Annotated in this window: 1 protein-coding gene; it reads right to left on the bottom strand. The window is 45.8% G+C overall.

Annotation, left to right across the window (positions count from 1 at the left end; all coding sequences use genetic code 11):
- Window positions 1-803: methyl-accepting chemotaxis protein (locus tag R7Q46_RS26295; protein ID WP_318078101.1), on the bottom strand; the 803-nt coding region annotated here is incomplete at both ends.

Raw genomic sequence — 803 nt, 5'->3', positions numbered from 1 at the left:
GGCACCAGCGGAGTCGCGGGCGCCTTCTGCCGTGATTTGAGTACCAGTAAGAATCTGATCAGAGATAGATTTCGATTCAATGATCTGCTGCTGAAGATTTTCCATGAAGGTGTTGAAGTTTTTCGCTAGCTCAGAAAACTCCTGATCGGTGTCAGTTTCTAGGCGTTGCGTTAAATCACCTTTGCCAGATGCGACGTCTTTAATTGCCGTGTTTAGTGTATCTAGCGGGCGCATTAGGGTTCTGATCAGAAGTGTTAATGCGATAACTGAAGCAAGTACAGCGATGATTGAGTAAATGATCGCGCTATTACGTAGCTCTCCAACCACTGAGTAAGCTGCCGTTTCATCAATGATTGCACCCACGTACCAGTTCTCACTTGGGATATGAGTAAGGCTAACCATGTAAGGATTGTTATCAACTTCGATGTGTTGAGTCGCCTTATTTAAGTCAACTTGCGGTAGGTAGCTATTGAGCTTTTCACCGTTGTACTTACTTTGCGGGTGCGCAATCGTCGTGCCATCGTCAGTGACTAAGAACAAGTAACCAGCATCAAACAGGTTCACTTGGTTAACTAGGTCGGAAAGGGTAGTTAGCTCTAGGTCGTAAAACATGCCCGCTAAGAACTGACCGTTTTGTTTTACTGGCGTACCAACAGAGATGATCACATTCTTAGATGAAGCATCAACATAAGGGTCGGTAACCACCAAATCGCCTTTGTTTTTGGCTGCGATAAACCAAGGGCGTTGTCGAGGATCATAATCAGGCCCTGCATCCCAACCGTCGTCGTTTTCAATCACGAAGC

Source organism: Vibrio sp. 811, assembly GCF_033339195.1.
This window is presented reverse-complemented; position numbering and strand designations above follow the sequence as displayed.